This is a genomic window from Halomonas almeriensis (genome assembly GCF_030409235.1).
In the GTDB taxonomy this organism is placed as follows: Bacteria; Pseudomonadota; Gammaproteobacteria; order Pseudomonadales; family Halomonadaceae; genus Halomonas; species Halomonas almeriensis.
Genome location: NZ_JAUFPO010000008.1, coordinates 27480 through 46046 on the forward strand (window position 1 = coordinate 27480; position 18567 = coordinate 46046).

17 protein-coding genes are annotated in these 18567 nt (G+C 65.1%); 8 read left to right on the forward strand and 9 right to left on the reverse strand.

Annotated features, from left to right (window positions below; genetic code table 11):
* Positions 1–188: 188 nt before the first annotated feature.
* Positions 189–1808: an ABC transporter permease gene (locus QWY74_RS06710; RefSeq protein ID WP_264827870.1), complete on the forward strand. Its 1620-nt coding sequence runs from the start codon at positions 189–191 to the stop codon at positions 1806–1808.
* Here the strand turns inward: QWY74_RS06710 and QWY74_RS06715 are convergent.
* Complete coding sequence (locus QWY74_RS06715; protein WP_264827855.1) at positions 1755–2876, reverse strand: ABC transporter ATP-binding protein; 1122 nt, start codon at positions 2874–2876, stop codon at positions 1755–1757. The genes QWY74_RS06710 and QWY74_RS06715 overlap by 54 nt on opposite strands.
* A gap of 224 nt (positions 2877–3100) precedes the next feature.
* On the opposite strand from QWY74_RS06715, the gene QWY74_RS06720 reads away from it, so the two are divergent.
* Positions 3101–4132 (forward strand): Fe(3+) ABC transporter substrate-binding protein, encoded by a 1032-nt coding sequence (locus QWY74_RS06720; RefSeq protein ID WP_264827853.1) that lies wholly within the window; start codon positions 3101–3103, stop codon positions 4130–4132.
* 108 nt (positions 4133–4240) lie between these two features.
* Here QWY74_RS06720 and polA read toward each other — a convergent pair whose 3' ends face one another.
* The gene (gene polA, locus QWY74_RS06725; RefSeq protein WP_290314029.1) at positions 4241–7006 is read right to left on the reverse strand and encodes a DNA polymerase I; all 2766 of its coding nucleotides are present in this window, start codon (positions 7004–7006) and stop codon (positions 4241–4243) included.
* Between the two features lie 236 nt (positions 7007–7242).
* Here polA and QWY74_RS06730 point away from each other — a divergent pair, with 236 nt between their 5' ends.
* Both QWY74_RS06730 and QWY74_RS06735 read left to right on the forward strand, forming a co-directional pair.
* Positions 7243–7536, forward strand: coding sequence for a DUF2782 domain-containing protein (locus QWY74_RS06730; protein ID WP_264827849.1), 294 nt, complete (start codon positions 7243–7245; stop codon positions 7534–7536).
* A gap of 137 nt (positions 7537–7673) precedes the next feature.
* The gene (locus tag QWY74_RS06735; protein ID WP_290314030.1) at positions 7674–8633 is read left to right on the forward strand and encodes a homoserine kinase; all 960 of its coding nucleotides are present in this window, start codon (positions 7674–7676) and stop codon (positions 8631–8633) included.
* A gap of 58 nt (positions 8634–8691) precedes the next feature.
* On the opposite strand, the gene QWY74_RS06740 is transcribed toward QWY74_RS06735, so the two are convergent.
* From QWY74_RS06740 to QWY74_RS06755, 4 genes are all read right to left on the reverse strand, one after another.
* On the reverse strand, positions 8692–9357 hold the full coding sequence (locus QWY74_RS06740; protein WP_264827846.1) for a fumarylacetoacetate hydrolase family protein: 666 nt from the start codon (positions 9355–9357) through the stop codon (positions 8692–8694).
* A 58-nt stretch (positions 9358–9415) separates the two neighbouring features.
* The gene (gene thpD / locus QWY74_RS06745; protein WP_264827845.1) at positions 9416–10408 is read right to left on the reverse strand and encodes an ectoine hydroxylase; all 993 of its coding nucleotides are present in this window, start codon (positions 10406–10408) and stop codon (positions 9416–9418) included.
* Between the two features lie 156 nt (positions 10409–10564).
* On the reverse strand, positions 10565–10843 hold the full coding sequence (locus tag QWY74_RS06750) for a ZinT/AdcA family metal-binding protein (protein WP_290314031.1): 279 nt from the start codon (positions 10841–10843) through the stop codon (positions 10565–10567).
* 175 nt (positions 10844–11018) lie between these two features.
* Positions 11019–11990, reverse strand: a complete 972-nt coding sequence (locus QWY74_RS06755) for a zinc ABC transporter substrate-binding protein (protein ID WP_264827843.1) — start codon at positions 11988–11990, stop codon at positions 11019–11021.
* Positions 11991–12101: 111 nt separating this feature from the next.
* Here QWY74_RS06755 and QWY74_RS06760 point away from each other — a divergent pair, with 111 nt between their 5' ends.
* Together QWY74_RS06760 and QWY74_RS06765 are read left to right on the forward strand one after the other, a co-directional pair.
* On the forward strand, positions 12102–12827 hold the full coding sequence (locus tag QWY74_RS06760; RefSeq protein ID WP_264827841.1) for a metal ABC transporter ATP-binding protein: 726 nt from the start codon (positions 12102–12104) through the stop codon (positions 12825–12827).
* The gene (locus QWY74_RS06765; protein ID WP_264827839.1) at positions 12827–13633 is read left to right on the forward strand and encodes a metal ABC transporter permease; all 807 of its coding nucleotides are present in this window, start codon (positions 12827–12829) and stop codon (positions 13631–13633) included. The genes QWY74_RS06760 and QWY74_RS06765 overlap by 1 nt, the downstream gene beginning before the upstream one ends.
* A gap of 12 nt (positions 13634–13645) precedes the next feature.
* Here QWY74_RS06765 and radA read toward each other — a convergent pair whose 3' ends face one another.
* The 3 genes from radA to QWY74_RS06780 all read right to left on the reverse strand — a co-directional run bounded on the left by radA (position 13646) and on the right by QWY74_RS06780 (position 16576).
* A complete protein-coding gene (gene radA, locus QWY74_RS06770; protein WP_264827838.1) occupies positions 13646–15028 on the reverse strand; it encodes a DNA repair protein RadA in 1383 nt (460 codons plus the stop codon).
* A gap of 88 nt (positions 15029–15116) precedes the next feature.
* Complete coding sequence (locus QWY74_RS06775) at positions 15117–15569, reverse strand: copper resistance protein NlpE (protein WP_264827837.1); 453 nt, start codon at positions 15567–15569, stop codon at positions 15117–15119.
* A 110-nt stretch (positions 15570–15679) separates the two neighbouring features.
* Complete coding sequence (locus QWY74_RS06780) at positions 15680–16576, reverse strand: AEC family transporter (RefSeq protein ID WP_264827836.1); 897 nt, start codon at positions 16574–16576, stop codon at positions 15680–15682.
* 120 nt (positions 16577–16696) lie between these two features.
* On the opposite strand from QWY74_RS06780, the gene hisC reads away from it, so the two are divergent.
* Together hisC and gloA2 are read left to right on the forward strand one after the other, a co-directional pair.
* Positions 16697–17752: a histidinol-phosphate transaminase gene (gene hisC, locus QWY74_RS06785; RefSeq protein WP_264827835.1), complete on the forward strand. Its 1056-nt coding sequence runs from the start codon at positions 16697–16699 to the stop codon at positions 17750–17752.
* Positions 17753–17800: 48 nt separating this feature from the next.
* Complete coding sequence (gene gloA2 / locus QWY74_RS06790; protein ID WP_264827834.1) at positions 17801–18214, forward strand: SMU1112c/YaeR family gloxylase I-like metalloprotein; 414 nt, start codon at positions 17801–17803, stop codon at positions 18212–18214.
* The last annotated feature ends 353 nt before the right edge of the window (positions 18215–18567 follow it).

Here is an 18567-nt window from a genome sequence, read left to right on the forward strand (position 1 = left end):
GCGTTTTTTCATGACGCGGAGCGGACGGGATAACTGCAGCCCAGGGGCGCAACTGATACAATTCTCACGCGTAAATGCCTCGCATCCACACCGCCTCCAGAGACCGCTGGAAGGAGACATCGTTGACCAGTCCGGCCAGTTCCCGCGCCCCTTCCCGCCTGTCGTTGCCCTTCAATGCCTGGAACGCGCTGACCATCGGCATCGCCCTGATCGTGGCACTGCCGGTCATCGTGGTGCTGGCGCACCTGTTCATGCCGACGGAAGGCATCTGGCAGCACCTGGCCAGCACCGTGCTCGGGCGCTATCTGCTCAATACCCTGCTGCTGGTGCTGGCGGTGGGCCTCGGCACCTTCGTCATCGGCACCGGCACGGCCTGGCTGGTGGTGATGTGCCGCTTCCCCGGTCGCCGCCTCTTCGAATGGGCCCTGCTGCTGCCCCTGGCGGTGCCAACCTATGTGATCGCTTATGCCTACACCGACTTCCTGCAGTACGCCGGGCCGCTGCAGAGCGGGCTGCGTGAGCTTTTCGGCTGGGGAGCCGACGACTACGTCTTTCCCGAGATTCGCTCGCTGGGCGGCGCCGCCACTCTGATCACCCTGGTGCTCTACCCCTATGTCTACATGCTGACGCGGGCGGCCTTCATGGAACAGTCGGTCTGTGTGCTCGACGTGGGGCGCACCCTGGGACGCGGGCCCTGGCGCCTGTTCGGCAGCATCGCCGTGCCCCTGGCCAGGCCGGCGATCGTGGGTGGCGTCTCCCTGGCGCTGATGGAGACCCTCAACGAGTTCGGCGCCGTGCAGTACTTCGGCGTGGACACCTTCACCACCGGCATCTACCGCACCTGGTTCGGCATGGGTGAGCAGGTCGCCGCGGCCCAGCTGGCGGCCTGCCTGCTGACGTTCGTGATCGTGCTGGTGCTGCTGGAGCGCGCCTCGCGGGGCAGGCGGCGCTACTTTCAAACTACCGGCCGCTATCAGCGCCTGCCCCAGTTCACGCTTCGCGGCTGGAAAGCCGTTGCGGCCTTCACGGCCTGCCTGATGCCGATACTGGTGGGCTTTCTGATCCCCGGCGGGCTCCTAGCCTATCTCTCGGTTACCGGCGGCGACAGCCTGTTCGGCACGGCCTTCCTGGAGTTTGCCGGCAACAGCCTGCTGCTGGCCGTGCTGGCCTCACTGGCGGCCGTGGCCCTGGCCCTGCTGTTGAGCTATGGCGCGCGGCTCGACCCGGGGCCCATGACCCGCACCGCCACGCGCGTCGCCGCCATGGGCTATGCCGTGCCCGGCTCGGTGGTGGCGGTGGGCATCCTGATTCCCTTCGCCTGGCTGGACGACCAGATCAACGGCTGGCTGCGCGAGCATTACGGCGTGATGGCCGGGCTGATCTTCAGCGGCTCGGCCTTTATCCTGATCTATGCCTATGTGGTGCGTTTTCTGGCGGTGTCCTTCAATGCCCTGGAGGCCAGTCTGGGCAAGGTGACACCGAGCATGGATGCAGCCGCCCGCACCCTGGGCGAGACGGCCAGTGGCACCCTGCGCCACGTGCACACGCCCATCATGCGCGGCAGCCTGCTGGCCGCCGGCATTCTGGTGTTCGTCGATGTCATGAAGGAGTTGCCGGCCACCATCATCCTGCGCCCCTTCAACTTCGACACCCTGGCCGTGCGCGCTCACAACCTGGCGTCCGACGAGCGCCTTGCCGAGGCCTCCACGGCCTCGCTGACCATCGTGGCCGTGGGCATCATCCCGGTCGTGTTGCTAAGCCTCGCCATGCGGGGCGCCCGCCCCGGCGGGAAAGACGAAGACCTGTGAAGGATCCAGGCGCAGTGCCACCGGCTGCCCGGGCTCGGGCAGAAAGACCCCCGGCACCCGGGCGTGCAGGTGCGATTCCCGGCCCAGCCCGTGAGCGCAGATGTGCAAGAGGCTGGTCCGCCCCAGCAGCTTGGCCATGAGGATATGACTGTGGTGATCCGCCTGCGGCTCGTCGAGCGCCTCGACCGATAGGGCCTCGGGCCTCACCAGCACCTGGGCCCTTTCGCCCTCCGTCAGCCCCGGCGCCGCCACCTCGCCGACCGCGGTGGCCACCCGGCCTTCGCGCACCTCGCCGGATAGCTCGTTCACTGCCCCGAAGAAGGTCACCACAAAGGGGTCGACCGGGTGACAGTAGAGCTGCCGGGGCGTCCCCGTCTGGACGATGTGGCCATCGCGCATCAGGGCGATACGGTCGGCCATGAACATCGCTTCTTCCGGGTCGTGCGTCACCAGCAGGCCCCCGGCCCCCTGCTGCTTGAGCACGTGCAGGGTGTCATCCCGGATGCGATCCCGCAGCCTGGCATCCAGACTCGAGAAGGGTTCGTCGAGCAGCATCAGACCGGGCTGCGGCGCCAGAGCGCGGGCCAACGCCACGCGCTGCTGCTGACCGCCGGACAGGGTGTGGGGATAGGACGCAGCATGGCCGTCCATGCCCAACTGCGCCAGCAATGCCAGGGCCCGCTCGCGACGCTGGCGGGAAGGCAGCGCCTTGAGACCGAAGGTAACGTTCTCGAGCACACTGAGGTGCGGAAACAGCGCCGCCTCCTGGAACGCCAGGCCGACATTACGCTGTTCCGGCGGCACATGTGGCGTGCCCAGAGAGCGGCCCTGCAGGGCAATGTCCCCGGCCTGAAGCACCTCCAGGCCGGCCACCACCCGCAGCAAGGTCGTCTTGCCACAGCCCGAAGGCCCCAGCAGACAGACCACCTCGCCCTGGCGGACGCTCAGGTCGATGCCTGCCACGGCCCTGTGCCGGCCGTAACGATGCTCGATGCCCTTGAGGGTCAGAATGTCCAGTGCCTCGGACCGAGGCATTTCCGCGGCTTGCGCTTGAGTCTCGTGTTGCATGTTGGTCGCCGACGCAAGAATTCACAGGACATGGTAACGCGAAAGCGAGTGGAATACGTTGTCATTTGCGCAATTGATTGGCCATCCGCCATGTGGCCCTGGGCCATGGCGACATGACGGTACTTGACCTTTGGCGCCGGACTCGCTTCAATGGCTGACGACATTGAATGCAACACATTATCATTCAAATTCGATTTCCACCCACCGCTGTCAGGAAGGCCATCATGCCCGACTACCAACGCCATGCCCTGCCGCTCGCCGTGCTGCTGACCAGCTCGGCCTTCGCCGCCAACGCGACCGCCGATGGCGACGTGAACGTCTACTCGGCGCGTCACTATGACTCCGATCAGGCGCTCTACGACACCTTCACGGAAGAGACCGGCATCGAGGTCAATGTCCTCGAGGGCGGCTCCGACCAGCTCATCCAGCGCATCAAGCGCGAAGGCGAGGCCAGCCCTGCCGACGTCATGATCACCGTCGATGCCGGCCGTCTGTGGCGTGCCGAGCAGGAAGGCACCTTCGCCGGCGTGGAGTCCGAGACGCTGAACGAGCGTCTGCCCGACTCCATGCGACACCCGGAAGGCAAGTGGTTCGGCTTCAGCCAGCGCGTGCGCGCCATCTTCTACAACCCCGAGGAAGTCGACGCCGAGCAGCTGACCAGCTACGAGGATCTGGCCGATCCGCGCTATGAAGGCCAGGTCTGCATTCGTTCGTCCAACAACATCTACAACCAGTCGCTGCTGGCCTCGATGATCGCCCATCACGGCGCCGAAGAGGCAGAAGCCTGGGCCCAGGGCGTGGTCGACAACATGGCACGCGACCCGGAAGGCGGTGACACCGACCAGATCAAGGGCGTGGCCAGCGGCGAGTGTGATATCGCCGTGGCCAACCATTATTACTACGTGCGCCTGATGCAGTCCGACGATGCCGCCGACCAGGAGGTCGCCGACAAGGTCGAGATCATGTTCCCCAATCAGGACGACCGCGGTGCCCATGTCAACGTCGGCGGTGCCGGTGTCGTGCAGAACGCGCCGAACCACGACAACGCCGTGCGCTTCCTGGAATTCCTGGCTTCCGATCAGGCCCAGGAGCATCTGGCCGCCGGCAACTACGAGTTCCCGGTCGTCGAGGGAGCCGAGAAGAGCGACGTGCTGGAAGGCTGGGGTGACTTCGAGAAGGACCAGCTGAACATCAGCGAGCTGGGCGAGAACAACCCCGCAGCGATCAAGATCTTTGACCGCGTCGGCTGGCGCTGAGAAAAGGGCTGATGGAGGGCGGCGCTCGCCGCGTCCATCCACGCTCTGATGAGAACTCGGGCCCGCGGCACTCGCCGCGGGCCCGATGCGTCAGGGGCCGGCGATTCGTCAGTGGGCCTCGTCCCAGTTGGCGCCGCTCTCGGCTTCGACGGTCAGCGGCACATCCAGCGCGGCGGCGCTTTGCATGCGCGCCTTGACCTCGTCGATGAAGGTCTCGACCTCGCCTTCCGCGACCTCGAAGACCAGTTCGTCGTGGACCTGCATGACCATGATGGCGTCCCGGTCGGCCTGCGCCAGCCAGGCGTCGACGTCGATCATGGCCCGCTTGATGATGTCCGCTGCCGTGCCCTGCATCGGGGCATTGATGGCGGTGCGCTCGGCACCCTGGCGACGGTTGCGATTCTGGGAGTGGATCTCCGGCAGATGGAGGCGGCGCCCCAGCACCGTCTCGACGAAACCATCCTCCGCCGCCTGGGCCCGAATGCGTTCCATGTAGCGCGCCACACCGGGGTAACGGTCGAAGTAGCGATCGATGTAGACCTGCGCCTGGTTGCGCTCGATGTGAAGCTGACGCCCCAGCCCCCAGGCGCTCATGCCATAGATCAGGCCGAAGTTGATGGCCTTGGCACTGCGCCGCTGCTCGCCGGAGACCTGGTCGAGGGCCACACCGAAGACCTCGGCGGCCGTGGCAGCGTGAATGTCGCGCCCCTCGGCGAAGGCGTCGAGCAGGCCCTGGTCTCCGGAAAGATGCGCCATGATGCGCAGCTCGATCTGCGAATAGTCTGCCGCCACCAGCCGATACCCCGGCCGTGCCACGAAGGCCTGGCGGATGCGCCGCCCTTCCTCGGTGCGAATGGGGATGTTCTGCAGGTTGGGGTCGGACGATGACAGGCGTCCGGTGGCGGTGACCGCCTGATGGTAGCTGGTATGCAGGCGTCCGGTCGCCGCCACGACCAGTCGCGGCAGCTTGTCGGTATAGGTCGAGCGCAGCTTGGACAGGCCCCGATGCTCCATGATCACCTTGGGCAGCGGATAGTCCAGCGCCAGCTCCTCGAGCACCGCCTCGGCCGTCGAGGGCGCGCCCTTGGGGGTCTTCTTGAGGACCGGAATCTTCTGCTCCTCGAACAGGATCTGGCCGAGCTGCTTGGGCGACCCCAGATTGAACTCGCGCCCGGCCAGTTCGTGAGCGCGCTGTTCCAGCTCATGGATGCGCTCGCCGAGCTCGCGGCTCTGCACATGCAGGCGCTCCGAGTCCAGCGCCACGCCGTTGCGTTCCATGCGCGACAGCACCGGTACCAGCGGCCGCTCGACCGTGTCGAGGACCTCGGCCAAGCGGCCCTGTGACTCGACCTGCGGTCGCAGCGTCTGATGCAGCCGTAGGGTGATGTCGACATCCTCGCAGGCATAGGGCGCGGCCTGCTCCAGCGCGACCTGGTTGAAGGTCAGTTGCTTGGCCCCCTTGCCGGCGATGTCGGTGAAGCTCTGGGTGGTCTCGCCAAGATACTTCAGCGCCAGCGAGTCCATGTCGTGGCGGGTGGCGGTGGAATCCAGCACATAGGACTCGAGCATGGTGTCGTGCAGCGCGCCGGCCACCGGATAGCCGTGACGCGCCAGCACCGAGATGTCGTATTTCAGGTTCTGACCGATCTTGGCCTTGCCGGCATCCGCCCACAGCGGGGCCAGTGCCTCGAGTACCGCCCGGCGATCCAGCTGCTCCGGGGCATCCAGGTAGTCGTGAGCCAGCGGGATGTAAGCCGCCTCGCCGGGCTCCAGGGCCAGGCCGACACCGACGATATCGGCTTCCATGTAGGACAGGCTGGTGGTTTCCAGATCGAAGCAGAAGGCCTTGCTGGCCGCGAGCCGCTCGAGCCAGTCGTCGAAGGTGGCCTGCTCGATGATGACCACATCGCGGCGCAGCTCCCGGTCTTCGCTCGGCGCTGCGCTTTCCCCCGGTGCCGCGGCACTGCCCCCGGCCACATCATCGACGCCGGCGTCACCGCCGGCCTTCAGCTCGACCAGCCAGGTCTTGAACTCCATGCGGCCATACAACTCCGCCAGGCGGTCGCGATCGGGCTGGGCGATATGCAGATCATCCAGGCCCACCGGCAGCTCGCAGTCGGTCTTGATGGTCGCCAGCTCGTAGGACAAAAAGGCCTGATCGCGGTTTTCCTCGAGCTTCTTGGGCAGCGTCTTGGCGCCACGAAAGCTCAGCGTCCGGACTTTTTCGAGATCACCATAGATGGTCTCCAGGCCGCCCTGCATGCCCTGCAGCAGGCCGATGGCGGTCTTTTCACCGACGCCGGCCACGCCGGGAATGTTGTCGACCTTGTCACCCATCAGCGCCAGGTAGTCGATGATCAGGCTCGGCGGCAGGCCGAACTTGGCCTCGACGCTCGCCGGGTCGAGGGTTTCATCCTTCATGGTGTTGACCAGGGTGATGTGCCCGTTGACCAGCTGGGCCATGTCCTTGTCGCCGGTGGAGATCACGGCGTCACGACCGGCCTCGGTGGCATGACGCGCCAGGGTGCCGATGACATCGTCGGCCTCCACTCCCTCGATGCACAGCAGCGGCAGCCCCAGTGCCCGCACGCAGTCATGCAGCGGCGCCACCTGAGAACGCAGGTCATCCGGCATGGGGGGGCGCTGCGCCTTGTACTCGGCGTACAGCTCATCGCGAAACGTCTTCCCGGGGGCATCGAACACCACCGCCATGGGGCTGTCGGGGTAATCCTTGATCAGGCGCTTGAGCATGTTCAGCACGCCCTTGACCGCCCCGGTGGGCTGGCCATCGGAGGTCATCAGCGGCGGCAGGGCATGAAAGGCTCGGTACAGATAGGAAGAGCCGTCGACGAGTACGATGGGAGTGTCGGCCATGAATCGGCATCCATAGAAGTAAAGGGATGAAGGGAAGCGCGCTGCGGGTGTCACGCAGGTGCAGGCCTCGGCGTCGCTTGGCGACCGCCGGGGAACCTCCCGCGCGCGTACCAGTCTATGTTCCCATGATACGCATCGCGACGAATCTTTGCCGGGGCGTGCTCGCCCGCGCTTCGCCATGACCGGCATGAGCCCGTAGACTGAATGCACATCGAATACCCCGACCGGAGGTCCACATGACCCTTTCGCTTCGCCCCCTGGCCGCCCTCCTGGGCCTTGTCGTGCTGCTGGCCGGCACGCCCGCGGTACTGGCCCAGTCCTCCAGCGGCCCGGAGCCACAGGTCACCACGCGCCAGGAAGGCGACCGCACGCTCAAGGAGTACCGCGTCAACGGTCAGCTCTACGCCATCGAGGTGCGCCCGGCCTCCGGGGCCACCTACTACCTGATCGACCGCCAGGGCGGTGGCAACTTCGAGCGTCAGGACGGCGGCTCGCTGAGCATGCCCGACTGGGTGCGCACCGACGACTGAGGCCGGCGCCAGCGCATGCGCCGGCCGGTCCACGGCTTTCCCTTGCGGGAATTGACGCGACTCACCGCACGGGTTCGTGCATCGACGCGCCGAGCCGCTACAATAGGGCGCTTTGAGATCGTCTTCGCGAGACCCACATGGCCGTATTCACACCGCTATCCGACGCCCAGGTCGCGACCTTTTTGGAGCGCTTCGACGCCGGCTCGCTGGTTGCCGTCGAGGGCGTGCCTGCCGGCACGGAGAACAGCACCTTCTTCGTCACCACCGACCGTCAGGAGCTGGTGCTGACGCTGTTTGAACAGGGCGAACACGAGGAACTGCCCTTCTTCGTCGAGTTGCTGGACTATCTGGACGAACACCGCCTGCCCGTCCCCGGCCCCTTGCATGACCATGAAGGCGTCGCCCTGCACAGCCTGGCCGGCAAGCCGGCCCTGCTGTTTCCGCGCCTGCCCGGCCGCCACCCTCATACCCCCAACCTGGCCCAGTGCCGTGCATTGGGGGAAGCCCTGGGGCATATGCACCGGGTCTCGCAGCACTTTCCGGGGCAGCGTCCCAACCCGCGTGATCTGCACTGGCTGAAGCCCATGCACCACAAGGTGCTGGCGTATCTGTCCCACGAGGACCAGCTAATGATGATGGACGAGCTGGAAGCCTATGAAGGCTACTTCGCGGTGCTGCCGGAATTGCCCCAGGGCGCGCTGCATGGCGACCTCTTCCGCGACAACACCCTGTTCGACGGTGATCGGCTGGGGGGCATGATCGATTTCTACAATGGCTGCACCGGCGACCTGCTGTTCGACCTGGCCATCGTCATCAACGACTGGGCCACTCACGAGGACGGCCGCCTGGACGCCGAGCGCTACGCGGCCATCCTGGGCGCCTATCAGGCCCGGCGCCCGCTGGACCTCAATGAACAGGATGCCTGGCCGATGATGCTGCGCATGACGGCCCTGCGCTACTGGCTCTCGCGCCTGCTAGTGGTCTATGTGGACCCGCCGGCCCACGACCTGACGCCCCACGACCCGGAACGCTTCCGCACCATCCTCAAGCAGCGCCAGGCAGAAGCCCCCCTGCCGCTCCCGGCCGCCTCGGCCTGATCTCGCCCCACCTGCCTGCCGGGTCCCGGACGTTCGACGGGCCCCGGCAACGGCGGCTTCAGCCCGCGACGCGGGCCTCCACGGCCAGACCACCGGTCAGGCTCAGCGACAAGGTGGCGCCACGCGGCAGCTCACCGACACCGGCCGGTGTGCCCGTCAGGATCACGTCCCCGGGCAAGAGGGTGAAATGCCGACTCATCTCGGCTACCAGCACTGGCACCGAGAACAGCATATCGGCGCCCAGGCCATGCTGTCGTGACTCGCCATTCACTTCCAGCGTGAACTCCAGTGCGCTCCAGTTGGGCGCCTCGCTCAGCGGGAGGAATGCCGACAGCGGGCAGGCGCCGTCAAACCCCTTGGCGATCTCCCAGGGTTGCCCCTGACCCTTGAGGCGGGTCTGAACATCCCGCAATGTCAGGTCGAGCGCCAGGCCGATACCCACGATGGCCTGCTCGGCCAGGTCGGGCGCCACATTACTGAGTGGCTCACCGATCAAAAGCGCCAGCTCGGTCTCGTAATGCACCTGGCCACGCTCGAAGGGGGCTGCGATACAGCCCTCCAGGTTCACTGCACTGGTCGCCGGCTTGATGAACAGCAAGGGCTCATCCAGCACCGGCGCGTCCATTTCCCGGGCATGCTCGGCATAGTTGCGACCCACACAGACAACCTTACCCAGGGGGGCGGCAAACTCCCGACCGTCGGTAAATCGAGGAACGAAACGCATGGTCGACTCCTTGTGCGATGAAAGCCCGGCTGGGCCAGGCCCTCAGTCTACGCCTGCGTCAGCCATGCGGCGACCAGCTTTCATCCGGCGAATGGGCGAGGAAGCGCGGACGCGGCTGACCCGCGGCGAAGGGCTCGCCACAGCGGTTGTCACGCCGGTTGTAGACGAAAAAGGCGTTGCTGCGTGGATCCGGTGACATATTGGCATTAGAGCCATGCAGAGTATTGCAGTCGAACAGCAGCAACCCGCCCGCAGCGCTGGTGGGTGCCTCGATGCCATGGCGGCCGATCAGGCGACGCAGGGCATCACGCCCCGGCACACCGAATTCCTGTTGCTTGAGTGACTGACGGTGGTGGTCATCCGGCGTTTCCCCCAGGCAGGGAATGAAGACCCGATGGGAGCCCGGCACCAGCATCAGCGGGCCATTGAAGGTATGGTTGTCGGTGAGCACGATGGAGGCGCTGACCGCATGCATGCCGGGCATGCCGTCCTCGGCGTGCCAGGTCTCGAAATCCGAGTGCCAGTTGAACCCCTGCCCCTCGAAGCCCGGCTTGTAGTTGATACGCGCCTGATGCACATAGGGCTCACCCCCGAGTATCTGACGGGCACGACCGACCAGGCGATCATCGTTGGCCAGACGACTGAAGAGCCGCGACAGGAAATGCACGGCAAACAGGGAACGAATCTCGTTGCCGCGGGGTTCGGTGATGGCGAAGGGCTGGCCGCGAAAGTCATCGCGGTCGAGCAGCGCATCGAGCTCGCCGCGCAGGGCCCGGAGCTCTTCGCCTCTCAGGAAGTCGGGCTCGAACAGAAAGCCCTGTCGCTCGAAGCGGGCAAGCTGCTCGGTGGACAGCGGGCCCTGACTGGCCTCGCCCTTGACGACGGGTTCGCGACGATTGAGCCACGGCAGGTCCAGCGGTTCGCGCAGGCGGGTCGGATAGGGATCTTCCCCCGGCCCCGGAGCGCTGCGCACTTGGCTCCAGGAACGCTCGGAATGCGGTGGGACTCGGGTCTCGGACAACGGTCGGCTGGACGATGTCTGCACTGACATCCAATACCTCCTTTGGCAAAGTCGGAATGGTTTCAGATTCGATCTCGTGACCGATCGAGGGCCCCATGCGGAGCCCTCTTTGACAGGGTGAGGTTATCCACGTCGGCTTTCAAGCCCCGACACCCGGGATGGAGCCGGCCGTACCGGCCCCGACCGTCAATGCGCTTTCATGGCCTCGACGATCTGCTCGCCACTAAAGCTCGAGGGGTAGTAGGTCGCCCAGTTCTTGACCTCTTCCAGCAGGGCGGCGCGATCATTCACCCAGTAGAGGTGGTAGTGGCTGCCATCAAAGTAGCCCGCATAGATATCACTGTCATGATCATGGTCATGGCTATGGTCGTGGTCGTGGTCGTGGTCGTGGTCGTGGTCGTGGTCGTGGTCGTGGTCGTGGTCGTGAGCATGATCATGGTTGTGTTCATGGTCATGTTGAGGCAAGTCGCCACTCTCCTGCGCCAGGGCCAACGGGCCAGCGGGTCATGGTCAGCAGGCCAAGGGCATGAATGCCCGACGGTTTGGCATACGCCGGATTCATCGAAGTTCTCCGTGATGGTTGCAGTGAGCCGGGGCATTCGCACCGAACGTAAAGACTGTCGTTCCGGGAAGAGGCGGATCAGGTGGCCGATGCACATTCGGCGACACCCTCTGCCAACTGCTGCAATAGCTTCGGGTAAAGGGCCTCGCCAGGTGTCAGGTCGGCCCCCAGGGGATCGATCACGATGGAGGTGTTCACGCCCGTCGAGCCGAAGACGTTGTCGACCAGTTGCGGGTTGAACTGCGGCTCGCTGAAGACGCAGTCGACGCCCAGCTCCGTGACCGTGGTGCGCAGCTCATCGATACGCGCCGGGCTGGGATCCGAGGCATCACCCAGCGAGATGGCGCCGGCAGCGGCAAGCTCGAAGCGCTTTTCGAAATATTGATAGGCGTCGTGGAAGACGATGAAGCGGGTATCCTGGGCACCCTCGAGGCGCGTCTGGAGATCGGCGATCAGCCCATCGAGCTTCGCCTTGCCGAGGCGCGCGTTTTCCTGATAGGTCTCGGCATGCTCGGGATCGGCCTTCGCCAGTGACTCGGCGATGGCATCCAGCCAGACCCGGGCGTTGGCCGGATCCAGCCAGGCGTGCGGGTCCGTGCCGTCGTGGGAGTGACCATGGCCATGATGGTCGTGGCCCTCGTGAGCATGATCGTGCTCGTGACCTTCGTGGGCGTGGTCATGAGCCTCGAAGGTGGCTCCCTGACGAAAGTCCAGGGTCCGGGTGCCCTCCACGTTCAGCAGGGACACACTGTCGGTATCAGCGGCCAGGCTGTCGATCGACTCGCCCAGCCAGGGCGCCAACTCCGGACCGACCCAGAACACCAGGTCCGCATTTGCCAGCGCCTTGGCCTCCGAGGGCCGCATCGAATAACCATGCGGCGAGGCGCCGGGCTGGATCACCAGCTCGGGAGAGCCCAGATCGCCCATCACACGGTCGACCAGCGAATGCAGCGGTGGAATATCGACCGCTACATCGGGTACACCAGCGGTGGCCATGGCCGGCACTCCGGCTCCCAGCAGGGCCGCTCCCCAATAACGGACTCGCAACATCATGATCTCCTTGAGCAGCAGGTGGTATGCCATTGAGCGGATTTTATTTATGTTATAACATAACAATATTGTCAAGCGGACCGAACGACACCCCCTGCAGGAAACTGCCCCATGACGTTGCTGACCATTGAAAACCTGACTGTCGAGCGCGGCGGCCACTGCGTACTCGACAACATTCATCTGACCCTCGGCCGAGGCGAGATCGTCACCATTGTGGGCCCCAATGGCTCGGGCAAGACCACACTGCTGAAAGCCATCATCGGCGCGTTGTCCCCGGCATGGGGCAGGGTTCGGCGCGGCCCGGGGCTGGTGATGGGTTATGTGCCCCAGCGCCTGCACCTGGACGCGACCCTGCCGATGACCGTCGATCGCTTCATGCGGCTCCCCGGTCGACACTCCCGTACGAGTATCGACCAGGCGTTGGAGAGCGCCGGCGCCGCGGGCCTGGGCAGGCTTCAGATGAGTTCGCTATCGGGGGGACAGTGCCAGCGCATCCTGCTGGCACGGGCGCTGCTGGGCTCGCCTGACCTGCTGATTCTCGATGAAGCGACCCAGGGGCTGGACCAGCCGGGTGTCATCGACTTCTATCAGCAGCTGGAGTCCGTGCGTCACGAGCTGGGCTGCGCGGTATTGATGGTCAGCCACGAATTGCATGTGGTGATGCGCACCTCGGACCGCGTGGTCTGTCTGAACCGCGCGATATGCTGCGAGGGCACGCCGGAAGGTGTCGCGTCCTCGGCGGCCTACCAGGCCCTGTTCGGCCAGGGCGTGCCGGATGCCCTGGCCGTGTACCACCATGACCACAGCTCACGACCGACACTCCGGGAGCCGGCCTGATGATATTGGATGACTTTCTGGTACGTGCCGCCCTGGCGGGTATCGGCGTGGCCCTGGCCGCCGCGCCCCTGGGATGCTTCGTGGTCTGGCGTCGCATGGCGTACTTTGGCGATGCCACGGCCCATGCTGCCGTGCTGGGCGTCGCCCTCTCGCTGGTACTCTCCACCTCGATTTTCGCCGGGGTGCTGGTCACCTCACTGATCATGGCCACGCTGGTCTCGTCGCTGAGTGGCCGAGGCTATGCCATGGATACCCTGCTGGGCGTCATGGCGCACTCGGCGTTGGCCTTGGGGCTGGTCGCCGTATCCTTCGTCTCCGGGGTAAGGATCGACCTGATGGCTTACCTGTTCGGCGACATCCTGGCCGTCGGCAAGATGGATCTGGCGATTATCTGGGGCGGCGCCGTCATGGTGCTGGGGCTGATGCGCTGGCGCTGGTCCAGCCTGCTGACCGCCACCTTGAACAGCGACCTGGCCTGCGCCAGCGGCATCGACCCCGGGCGCGAACAGTGGATTCTCACCCTGTCGCTGGCCGTGGTCGTGGCGGTGGCATTGAAGGTGGTCGGCGTGCTGTTGATCGCTGCCCTGCTGATCATCCCCGCCGCCACGGCACGCCCCTTCAGCCGGACCCCGGAATGCATGGCACTGCTGGCCGCACTGTTCGGCGCCGGCTCCACCACAGGCGGGTTACAGGCCGCCTACTGGCTGGACACTCCCACCGGACCGACCATCGTCAGCCTGGCGGCAGTGCTGTTCATGTTGACCAGTCTGGTCGGCAAGGCTCGTACACGCCGGCATGCACAATGATCCGGGTGGCTGTTACAGGGCGTCCAGCGCGTCGGAGAGCTTATCGACGGGCACCACTTCCATGCCTTCGGGAGACTGCTTGGGGGCATTGCCGCGCGGCACGATGGCCCGCTTGAAGCCATGCTTGGCCGCTTCGACGATCCGCTCCTGGCCGCTGGGCACCGGGCGAATCTCGCCGGACAAGCCGACTTCGCCGAAGACCACCAGCTCGCGCGGCAGCGAGCGGCTCTGCAGGCTCGATACCACGGCCAGCAACACGGCAAGGTCGGCGCTGGTCTCGAGCACCTTGACCCCGCCGACTACGTTGAGGAAGACGTCCTGATCACCGGTGAACAAGCCACCGTGGCGATGCAGCACGGCCAGTAGCATGGCCAGCCGGTTCTGATCGAGCCCGACGGCCACGCGCCGCGGATTGCCCAATGCCGAGTCATCGAGCAGGGCCTGGACCTCCACCAGGATGGGCCTTGTGCCTTCCCAGACCACCATCACCAGGCTGCCCGGCGCCTGCTCTTCATTGCGCGACAGAAAGATGGCACTGGGGTTCTTCACTTCCTTGAGGCCATGTTCGAGCATGGCGAACACGCCCAGCTCGTTGACGGCCCCGAAGCGGTTCTTCAGGCCACGCAGGGTGCGAAAGCGCGAGTCGGCGCCGCCCTCGAGCAGCAGCGACGCATCGATCATGTGCTCCAGCACCTTGGGCCCCGCCAGGGTGCCATCCTTGGTGACATGACCGACCAGCATCAACACCGTGCTGGACTGCTTGGCGAAGCGTGTCAGGGCAGCGGCGGACTCCCGCACCTGGGCCACGCCACCCGGCGCCGAGGCGATATCCTCGAGGTGCGTGGTCTGAATGGAGTCGATGATCAGCACATCCGGGCGCTCACGCTCGGCCACGCCGAGGATCGTCTCGATGCTGGTCTCGGCCAGCATCTGCAGGCCCTGGGTCGGCAATTGCAGGCGCCGGGCCCGCATCGCCACCTGGCTCAGCGACTCTTCCCCGGTGACATACAGCACCCGGCGTTGCTGTGCCTGCTTGCAGGCTGTCTGCAGCAGCAGGGTGGACTTGCCGGCACCGGGGTGGCCGCCCAGCAGAACCGCGGAGCCCGGTACCAGGCCGCCACCGAGGACACGGTCGAATTCCTCGAAGGTCGAGGTCAGGCGCGGCACCTCCCCGAGATCGACATTGGCCAGGTCGACCACCTCGCGGGATACGGCCCCGCTGTAACCACTGCGACCGGCACTCCCACCGCTGCTACCAGAGGCGCCGGGGCGCGTAGAGGAGAGCCGCACCTCGCTCAGCGTGTTCCACTCCTGGCAGCTGGAGCATTGTCCCTGCCATTTTCGATATTCGGCACCGCACTCGGTACAGACAAAGGCACTCTTGGCTTTGGCCATGGGGATCTCGTCGAGGGAATACGTTCAGGAGCTGGACAAGCGAAGGGCGGCTGATCAGCCGCCCTTCGACATCACTCGGTGTCGCGCATCACATCCGCTGGAGGCGCAGGGCCTCATTGTTCTGGAAACGACGGAGCTGGGGATCGATCAGCTCCAGGGTCTGCGGGTTGACGCGCAGGAAGTAATACACCTGCCCCTCGCCATTGGGGGTCAATTCGTAGACCGTGGCTTCCGGATTGTCGGGGGGGCCATCGAGGACGCTCCAGTTACCGGAATAGGTTTCCTTGGGCGGGTTTTCCGGATGGCCGCGATAGGCCGCTTCCAGGTCGAAGGTGCGCTGAGCCGCCGCACTCTGCTCGTCACCCATCATGGTGACGTTCAGCTCGATCCCCTGGCAGTTGCGGCAGGGCAGCGTGCCCTGATAGGTCTGCTCGGTGCTGGTCATTCCAGCGTCGCTTGCCCCCTGTTCGGTGGGACCCGACGCACAACCCGCCAGCATGGCGAGCATGGCTGAGCCCGCCAGCAACATCCTGATTTGCATATTCGTTCTCCTAACCAATGGGCTTGGTACCGTGATAATCGGCTACCTATTCAATAGCATAACCTGTCGTGACTACAGCGGACAGCCGGAGCGCTGCCAGGTTCCATGAATCATGATGCCATTGGTCGTACCTGCTCGAACACCACCCATAGCAGCAAGGGCATCACCAGCAGGCTTCCCAGGTTGCCGATCAACACCAGGGAGGCGACCTGATGCGGTTGCTGCCGGTATTGTTCGGCGACCAGATAATTCAATACCGCCGGCGGCAGCGCGGCAAAGACCCACAGCGCAGCCGCCGAAGTGCCCGAGAGGTCCAGCAGCAGAACCATCGGCAGCGCCATCAGCAGACCGGACAGCGGACACAGCACGGCCCCCAGCAACCCCAGACGCCACTGGGAGAAATCGATGTCGAGCATGCGCACGCCCAGCGCGAACAGCATCAGGGGAATGCTCACCCCACCCAGCATGTGCATGGACTCGAGCAACCAGGGCGGCAGTGTCAGGCCACTGACATTGACACCCAGCCCGGCGACGCTCGCCACCACGATCGGCATTCTCAACAGCCGCCACAGGGGCGTACGCGGGTCGAGCACCCACAGGCCCACCGAAAAATGCAGCAGCATCTCCACGATGAAGAGCACCACGGCCGCCGGCAAGGCCGCCTCGCCAAAGGCCAGCACGATCAGGGGAAGTCCCATGTTGCCGGCATTGTTGAACATCATGGGCGGCAGGAAGGTGCGCACGTCCAGCTTCAGCCAGCGCGCCAGGGGCCACAGCACCACGCCGGAGCCCAGCACCACCACGCTGCCCGCCAGGGCGAGGCGAGCATGATCGGCCAGCGGTGCCTGGCGATCGGCCAGTGCCGCGAACACCAGCAGGGGCACGAACAGCTCCATGTTCAGGGTGTTCAGGCTGCCAGTGTCCGGGCGCCGGACACGCCCATAGAGGCTGCCGCACCCGGCGATCAGGAAAACCGGCAATAAAGTGGCAAGAATCTGGGCAAGCATGCGGCGTCATCCATGGCGAGCGAAGCGTCTTCACGAACGAGCAGCCTAACACCCTGGCGGCTTGCGCGGCTGCGGCGAGCGGGTCACCATGTTCGCACGTTTTCCCGCGAGCGAGAGACCATGAGCAAGTTCTGGAGCCCCAAGGTACGCGAGCTGACGCCCTATGTGCCCGGCGAACAGCCCCGCGAACGGCTGATCAAGCTGAACACCAACGAAAACCCGTACCCGCCGGCCCCGGGGGTCGAGGCGGCACTGAGGGAGTTTTCGGCGGATCATCTGCGTCGCTACCCTGATCCGGACTCCCGTGCGCTCCGTGAGGCACTCGCCGAGGAGCTGGGTGTCGAGTCGCAGCAGGTATTTGTCGGCAACGGCTCCGACGAAGTCCTTGCGCTGGCCTTCCAGGCCTTTTTCGGCCACGGGCGTCCACTGGAGATGCCGGAGGTGACCTACAGCTTTTATCCCGTCTACTGTCGGCTCTTTGATGTCACTCGGCGAGCCCTGCCACTGGATGACCAGTGGCGCGTCGACCTGGAGGCATTCACCACCGACAGCAGTGGCGCCATCTTTGCCAATCCCAATGCGCCGACCGGCCATGGCCATGATCGTCAGGCGATCCGGGGCCTGCTCTCGCGGGTGACGGACTCGGTGGTGCTGATCGACGAAGCCTATGCCGACTTCGGTGGGGAAAGCGCCATTCCATTGGTCGCCGAGCATGACAACCTGCTGGTGACCGGCACCTTCTCCAAGTCGCGCAGCCTGGCCGGACTGCGCCTGGGCTATGCGGTAGGCTCCCGGGAGCTGATCGAGGGGCTTGAACGGGTCAAGGACTCCTTCAATTCCTATCCCATCGACAGCCTGGCCAGTGCCGTCGGCATCGCCTCGCTGGAGGATCGCCAGCACTTCGAGGCCTGCCGCGAGGCCGTCATCACCACCCGCGAGCGCACCCGCGAGCGCCTCGAATCACTCGGCTTTCATGCCCTGCCCTCGAAGGCCAACTTCCTGCTGGTCAGCCACGCCTCGCTCGATGCCGCTCAGCTTTTCGTCGGCCTGCGCGAGCGTGGCATTCTGGTACGTCACTTCAATACCGAGATGCTCAATGACTATCTGCGCATCTCCATCGGCACCGAGGACGAAATGGACACCCTGGTGGAAGCCCTGGAGTTGCTCTGCCGCTGATGGCTGAAACGCCACCCCCTGGACGGTTTTTTCTGCAAGGGACCCACGATGACTCAGCCCACGCAATGCTTGCCGCTCGAACGTGTACACCATGTGGCCCTGATCACCGCCGACTATCCGCGCGCTCGTCGCTTCTACCTCGACGTCCTAGACGCCGAGATCATCGAGGAGACCTATCGTGAGGCGCGCGACAGCTACAAGCTGGATCTCAGGCTGCCGGGCGACATTCAGCTGGAACTGTTCTCCTTCCCCGCACCGCCGCCACGCCCGAGCCGCCCCGAAGCCTGCGGCCTGCGCCACCTGGCCCTGGCCACCCGGGACCTGGATGCCTGCCTCAGCCTGCTGCAGGCGCGCGGTGCCGAAGCGGAACCCGTGCGCGTGGATGAGCTCACCGGCGCACGTTTCAGCTTTCTCGCGGACCCCGACGGCGCCCCTATCGAGCTCTATGAAGTGAACGACTGAAGGCCAGGTCATCGCCTGACACCTGGATATAAAAAAATCCCCCGGGAAAACCCGGGGGATTTTTCATGTAAGTGCCTGACGATGACCAGGGCGGCTCTCCGCTACTCTCCAGGGGAACTCCCTTGCCTGACCAGCGCGCCATAGTGGGGCAACATTCTTCCATAAAAAAACCCCAAGCCTTTCGGCCTGGGTTTTTTCGGTGTAGATGCCTGACGCCTCTGCGGCCACTGCGTGGCCTTGAGCCTGGGCTCGGGACGCCGCTACGCGGCTTTCCACCTCGCCCGTTCGCGCCTGACACCCGGACATAAAAAAATCCCCCGGGAAGACCCGGGGGATTTTTTTATGTAAGTGCC